Raw genomic sequence first — 322 nt, 5'->3', positions numbered from 1 at the left:
GCGGTCTTGCAGGAACGGCGCGCCTTTCTGGAAATGAAGGTGGCGCCGTTCCAGAAGCAGAATCCCTGGGTAGACCGCATCCGTATATCGGTGTTCGGTTTCTCGCGCGGCGCTACCGAGGCGCGCGTATTTTGCAACTGGCTCGGCGATGCCTGCGACCCCGGTCCCGGGCCGCTGCGTCTGTGTGGCATTCCGGTGCAGATCGATTTTGTGGGCTTGTTCGATACGGTCGCTTCGGTAGGTGCCGCGCAGAGCTTCTTTGAGTCGGTGTTCGACGGCCACGGTGGTTGGGCGTCGGCCGAAGACCTGCGCATTCCCGCCG

Annotated in this window: 1 pseudogene; it reads left to right on the top strand. The window is 63.4% G+C overall.

What is annotated here, in order from left to right:
* Nucleotides 1-322, top strand: a pseudogene (locus D5301_RS24100) (DUF2235 domain-containing protein); the annotation flags it as partial.

Origin of the sequence: Stenotrophomonas sp. MH181796 (genome assembly GCF_009659995.1) — a bacterium.
Lineage (GTDB): Bacteria > Pseudomonadota > Gammaproteobacteria > Xanthomonadales > Xanthomonadaceae > Stenotrophomonas > Stenotrophomonas riyadhensis.
The sequence above is the reverse complement of the archived record's forward strand: the minus strand, read 5'-3'. Positions and strand labels throughout refer to the sequence as shown.